Genomic DNA, 5,759 nt, shown 5'->3' on the forward strand with positions numbered 1-5,759 from the left:
ATTCGCTGCGATGGCCGCGCCGATAGGCTTTTTGGCGGCTGGCGCTCGGGCGTTCAGCCACCGTCGCTTTCTCCCGAAGCATCCTTGAGCTCCAGCAATCGCCGATAGAGCGCCTGTTTCTGGCCGCCGGTCATCTTCGCGGCTTCCGCCGCCGCCTTGGAGGCCGGCGTCTCGGCGGCAAGCGACAGAAGCAAACGGTCGATGTCGGCGGGTTCGTCGACCCTGGCCTCGGCCGGAGCGACGCAGACGACGATCTCGCCCTTCGGCGTATCGGCCGCGGCATAGTGGTCGGCCAGCGCCTGCAGCGTGCCGGTTCGCATCTCCTCGAAGGTCTTGGTCAATTCCCTGCCGATCGCGGCCTTGCGCTCGCCGCCCAGCGCTTCGACCATGGCACCGAGGGATTCGGCCAGCCGGCGCGGCGATTCGAAGAAAATCAATGTCGCCGGCACGGCTTTCAGTGCCTCCAGCCGCGTCAGCCGCTGCCCGGTCTTCACCGGTAAAAATCCGGCGAACATGAAGGCATCGGAGGGCAGGCCGGATGCGGTCAACGCCGCGAGCGGCGCCGATGGGCCGGGGATAGGCACGACGCGAATGCCGTGGTCGAGCGCCTCGCCGACCAGCCGGTAGCCGGGATCGGACACCAGCGGCGTGCCGGCATCGGAGATCAGCGCCACGCTCTGTCCGGCCTGCAGCGCCGCGATCAGCTTCGGCCCGGCCTCGCCGGCATTATGCTCATGATAGGCTGTGGTGCGGCGGCGGATGCCATAACGGTCGAGCAGCACGCGCGACACCCGTGTATCTTCGCAAGCGACGATGTCGGCGGCGGCCAGCGTCTCCAGCGCGCGCAGCGTGATGTCGGCGAGATTGCCGATCGGCGTCGCCACCAGATAGAGCGCCGGCTCCAGCGGCCGGGCCGCGATCTCGGTCTGCCCGACCACATAGCTGCGCTTGCCCGTCTCTGCGGTCACTGATCAAGTCTCCGTTCGACCCTGTTTGGCACGGCTGACGCGGGCTTGCAAAAGCTGACGCCGATGTAAGGAATTCGCCTTTCCTTTGCCACAGTGGGGAACCAAACCGGCGTTGGCAGATTAGCCCCCTGATTCCGGAGGAGGACAGGATGGACAGCCTCAAGATACAAGACGCTTTCGAGCCCTACTATGCCGGCCGCAACCGCGTTGCCACCCCCAGGGACAAGCGCCCGTCTGCCAAGACCGAGCACAGCCTGACCGAAGAGCGCGTCGCCAGCACCTTGCCGACGAACGTCAGCCTTTCCGACAACAAACCCGACAGCACGACGGAGCACTGACCGGACGATGCCCAATCGCTTCGATATCTTCATCACCCGTCTTGAAACGAAGAACGCACGCCATGGCGCGCAACTACCCTCGATAGGCGACCAGCACAGCACCCGCCGCGATAAGGGCGACGCCAAGCCAGTTCGCTCCGGACAACCGCTCGCCGAGAAAGGCCGCGCCAAACACCGCCACAAGCACGACGCTTAGCTTGTCGATCGGCGCCACCTGCGCCGCATTGCCGATCTTCAGGGCGCGAAAATAGCAGAGCCATGAAGCGCCGGTCGCCAGACCGGACAGGGCGAGGAAAGCCCAGGTCTTTCCCGAGATCGTAGCCGGCGACTGGAACTGGCCGCTGGCGAGCAGGATGGCACCGAGCACGATCAGGATGATGATCGTGCGGATGAAGGTGGCGAAATCGGAATTGATGTTCTCGATGCCGACCTTGGCGAAGATCGCCGTCAGGGCAGCGAATGCAGCCGAGAGCAGCGCCCAGAATTGCCAGGAGGATACGGTCAGGTTCATGCGGGTGGCCTTCGCGGATTGCGTCTTAACCGAGATACCGTGAAACGCGTGCCTTCAGAAGGCCAATCAACTCCAGATCCATGAATTCATAATCGTCAGGTATGTCGAGGCAGATCACACGCGCCTTCTTCAGGCTGGCCCTGAATTTCTTCTGCAGCTTGGTGCGGTGCGCCTTTTCCATGACGAAGATGATGTCGGCCCAAGCGACCAGCTCATGCGTCAGCGGCGTGTCGGCATCGTGGTTGGTTCCGGCCGAGGCCACCTCGATATCGCGGCGCGTTGAAAACACCTGTTCGGCGGTCGGGCTGCGCAAGCGGTTCTGGCTGCAGACGAAAAGGACGTTCTTCAAGGGTTAGCGCGCCAGATCGGCGACCACCGCGTCGAGCACGATCATGCCGGCGGCCGTGGCGCGCAGGCGCGCATTGCCGATCGGCGCCACCAGCCCTTCGCCCTGCAGCATCGACAACCGCGCGCTCGACAGGCCGCGCCCGGAGAACGCCTCGTAGCGGGAGAGGTCGATGCCTTCGGCCAGCCGCAGGCCCATCAGCAGGAATTCGTCGGCCTCTTCCGAGCGCGTCAGGATCTCGCCGCCGGTGACGCCATGGCCCTTGGCCTCGACCAGATTGGCCCAGGTTTCCGGCATCCGCTCGGCGATTGTCACCGTGCGCCGGCCGTTCTCGACGAAGCGGCCATGCGCGCCCGGCCCGACGCCGACATATTCGCCATAGCGCCAGTAGGTCAGGTTGTGCCGGCTCTCGGCGCCAGGCCTGGCGTGGTTGGAAATCTCGTAGGCCGGCAGGCCGTGCGCCTTGGTGATCTCCTGCGTCAGTGCATAGAGGTCGGCGGCATGGTCGTTGTCGGGAATGATGAATTTCTTTGCCGCATGCAGCGCGTGAAAGGGCGTGCCTTCCTCGATGGTCAGCTGGTAGAGCGACAGATGGTCGGCGGCATGGCCGATCGCCTGTTCCAGCTCCGATGCCCAAGCCTCCGGCGTCTGGCCGGGGCGGGCGTAGATCAGGTCGAAGGACAGCCTTGGGAATATTTCCCGCGCGAGGCCGATGGCGTGCAGGGCCTCTTCGACATTGTGCAGCCGGCCGAGGAAGCGCAAATCCTTGTCGTTCAGCGCCTGCACGCCGAGCGACACGCGATTGACCCCAGCCGCCCGATAGCCGCGAAAGCGCTCGGCCTCGACCGAGGACGGATTGGCCTCCAGCGTCACCTCGATGCCGGCAGGCACAGTCCAGTTCTTCGCCACGGCGTCCAGAACCCTGGCCACGGTTTCCGGCTTCATCAGCGAGGGCGTGCCGCCGCCTAGAAAAACGCTGGTCACCTCGCGCGGCCCGGTGCGCTCGCGCATCGTCGCCAGTTCGGCCTCGAAGGCGGCGGCAAAGCGCTCCTGGTCGACCGGCTGGTGGCGAACATGGCTGTTGAAGTCGCAATAGGGGCATTTGGCCGCGCAGAACGGCCAGTGGACATAGACGCCGAAGCCGGGCGTCCGGTCGAGCAGCATGCTCATGCCGAGCCCAATCTCGCTTTGGCGAATTTCTGGAAGGCACGGGCGCGGTGCGACAGCGCCGTGGCCTGGCCGGGCTTCCAGCCATGCTTTTCCTCGGCGCTCATTTCGCCGAAGGTTTTTTCGAAGCCCTCGGGCAGGAACACAGGATCATAGCCGAAGCCGAGCTCGCCGCGCGGTGGCCAGACCAGCGTGCCCTCGGCCTCGCCGCGATAATATTCGGCCTCGCCGTCGGGAAACGCCAGGCAGATGACGGCGACAAAGCGTCCCTTGCGCTGCTCCGGCAAGGCGGCGCCGACCTCCTGCAGCGCCACTTCGGTGCGTTGCATGGCCATGCCGAAGTCACGCGAACCGTCCGGGGTTTCGGCCCAGTTGGCGGTGTAGACGCCGGGCGCGCCGTCAAGCGCGTCGACGCACAGGCCGGAATCGTCCGACAACGCCGGCAGGCCGGTCGCCTTGGCGGCGGCGAGCGCCTTGATGTAGGCGTTCTCCTCGAAGGTGGTGCCGGTCTCGTCCGGCTCCGGCAGGCCATACTCCCTGGCCGACTTCGCTTCGAAGCCGAACGGTCCCATCAGGTCGGCGAATTCGCGCAGCTTGCCCTCATTATGGGTGGCGACGACGATCTTCTTGCCATCGAGAGAATGCATCAAAGGCCCCAGATTCTTGGCTCGGCAAATTCGATCGAGTTGCCCGAGGGGTCGCGTATATAGATCGAACGGCCGCCCTGCGGCCACTCGAATTCGCTCTCGATGGCGATCTTCTTTGCCTCCAGATGGGCTTTCCAGCCGGCGATTTCATCGTCGGTCGCCGTAAAGCAGAGATGACCTTGGCCGACCGCGCCGTGCGGTGGCACCGGCAGCCTCGCGTCGGGCGCCGGCGGGATTTTGGTTGCCTCGGCGTTGAAGACGAGCAGCACGCCGGGGCCGCAGCGGAAGAAGAGGTGGCGGCCGTCGACCTTGCCGAGGAGATTGAGGCCGAGGATGTCGGTGTAGAAGGTTTCGGCGGCGGGCAGGTCTGTGACGTAGAGGGCCGATTCCAGGATCGTGGAGGGTGTCACGAGGCGCCCCCCTCTGGCCTGCCGGCCATCTCCCCCTCAGGTGGGGAGATTGGCAGCTTCTGCATTGTCGCGCGCCCTACAACGCCGGAGATTGGCGAAGCCCTAGATGACATCCGATCTCCCCACTTGAGGGGGAGATGGCCGGCAGGCCAGAGGGGGGCGCTCAGGCTCGACATCTAAAAACTAAGCCACTGCCATCTGCTGCAAACTCACCAGGCGCTGGATGCCTTTCTTGGCCAGGCCCATCAGGTCCGCGAACTGCTCCTCGGAGAAAGGCTCGCCCTCGGCGGTGCCCTGGATCTCGACGATGCCACCCTTGCCTGTCATGACGAAATTGGCGTCGGTGCCGGCCGCGGAATCCTCGATATAGTCGAGGTCGATGACCGGCTGGCCGTCATGGATGCCGCAGGAGATCGCCGCGACATGGTCCTTCAGCACCTTGGCGACGCTGGCCATCTGGCGCGCTTCCATCCAGCGCAGGCAGTCATACAGCGCCACCCAGCCGCCGGTGATCGATGCGGTGCGGGTGCCGCCATCGGCCTGGATGACGTCGCAGTCGACGGTGATCTGCTGTTCGCCCAGCGCCTGCAAATCGACCACGGCGCGCAAGGAGCGGCCGATCAGCCGCTGGATTTCCAGCGTGCGGCCGCCCTGCTTGCCGGCCGAAGCCTCACGGCGCATGCGCTCGCCGGTCGAGCGCGGCAGCATGCCGTATTCCGCCGTCACCCAGCCCTTGCCGGAGTTGCGCATCCAACCCGGCACTTTTTCCTCGAGGCTGGCCGTGCACAGGACATGCGTGTCGCCGAACTTCACCAGGCATGAGCCTTCGGCATGCTTGGAGACGCCACGCTCGAAGGAGATGGCACGCATTTCGTCGAATTGGCGTTTGGAAGGGCGCATTCAGGGCTGCTTTCTTGTCATTTTTCGGAATCTTGGCCGGCTTGTAACCGCATGGGACGCGTGGCGCAAAGGAAAATGGGCTGACGATCGGACACAGACACCGGGTTGCGCGGGTGCAGTGTAAGTCTATATCCTTGGGCCGGAGGTTTTTGGCCGTATGACCAAGGCAGTCGATCCGAGTTCGCAGTCGCCCGCGCTTCAGTCGCCAGTATTCCAGGCGCTCGACATGCGTTCCCGCGACATCTTCCGGCGCATCGTCGATTCCTATCTCAGGGACGGTGAACCGGTGGGATCGCGCAGCCTGTCGCGTATCCTGCCGTCCTCACTGTCGCCGGCGACCATCCGCAACGTGATGAGCGACCTCGAGCATCTCGGCCTGATCTACGCGCCGCACATTTCGGCCGGCCGGCTGCCGACGCAGGCCGGCCTGCGTTTCTTCGTCGATGCCTTCATGGAGCTTGGCGACCTTTCC

Annotated in this window: 8 protein-coding genes and 1 pseudogene; 2 read left to right on the plus strand and 7 right to left on the minus strand. The window is 64.8% G+C overall.

All coding sequences use genetic code 11. From position 1 onward, the window contains the following. Positions 1–53: 53 nt before the first annotated feature. Positions 54–968: a 16S rRNA (cytidine(1402)-2'-O)-methyltransferase gene (rsmI, locus tag EN969_RS14080; protein ID WP_127419191.1), complete on the minus strand. Its 915-nt coding sequence runs from the start codon at positions 966–968 to the stop codon at positions 54–56. 149 nt (positions 969–1,117) lie between these two features. On the opposite strand from rsmI, the gene EN969_RS14085 reads away from it, so the two are divergent. Continuing rightward, a complete protein-coding gene (locus EN969_RS14085) occupies positions 1,118–1,306 on the plus strand; it encodes a hypothetical protein (RefSeq protein WP_013528626.1) in 189 nt (62 codons plus the stop codon). 73 nt (positions 1,307–1,379) lie between these two features. Here the strand turns inward: EN969_RS14085 and EN969_RS14090 are convergent, their stop codons facing one another. From EN969_RS14090 to rph, 6 genes are all read right to left on the minus strand, one after another. Then, positions 1,380–1,817, minus strand: a complete 438-nt coding sequence (locus EN969_RS14090; protein WP_013528627.1) for an EamA family transporter — start codon at positions 1,815–1,817, stop codon at positions 1,380–1,382. Between the two features lie 25 nt (positions 1,818–1,842). After that, positions 1,843–2,166, minus strand: a complete 324-nt coding sequence (locus EN969_RS14095; protein ID WP_013528628.1) for a low molecular weight protein tyrosine phosphatase family protein — start codon at positions 2,164–2,166, stop codon at positions 1,843–1,845. 3 nt (positions 2,167–2,169) lie between these two features. Beyond that, complete coding sequence (gene hemW / locus EN969_RS14100) at positions 2,170–3,333, minus strand: radical SAM family heme chaperone HemW (protein WP_063169657.1); 1,164 nt, start codon at positions 3,331–3,333, stop codon at positions 2,170–2,172. Continuing rightward, entirely contained in the window at positions 3,330–3,977 is a 648-nt protein-coding gene (gene rdgB / locus EN969_RS14105) for an RdgB/HAM1 family non-canonical purine NTP pyrophosphatase (protein WP_063169656.1), read from the minus strand. Before rdgB ends, hemW begins: the two co-directional genes overlap by 4 nt. After that, entirely contained in the window at positions 3,977–4,387 is a 411-nt protein-coding gene (locus tag EN969_RS14110; protein ID WP_063169655.1) for a VOC family protein, read from the minus strand. Before EN969_RS14110 ends, rdgB begins: the two co-directional genes overlap by 1 nt. 183 nt (positions 4,388–4,570) lie before the next feature. Continuing rightward, a complete protein-coding gene (gene rph / locus EN969_RS14120; protein WP_013528632.1) occupies positions 4,571–5,287 on the minus strand; it encodes a ribonuclease PH in 717 nt (238 codons plus the stop codon). 157 nt (positions 5,288–5,444) lie between these two features. On the opposite strand from rph, the pseudogene hrcA reads away from it, so the two are divergent. Beyond that, positions 5,445–5,759: pseudogene (hrcA, locus tag EN969_RS14125) on the plus strand (heat-inducible transcriptional repressor HrcA); the annotation flags it as partial.

The organism is Mesorhizobium sp. M7A.F.Ca.CA.003.01.2.1, from assembly GCF_003998945.1.
Taxonomy (GTDB): domain Bacteria; phylum Pseudomonadota; class Alphaproteobacteria; order Rhizobiales; family Rhizobiaceae; genus Mesorhizobium; species Mesorhizobium ciceri.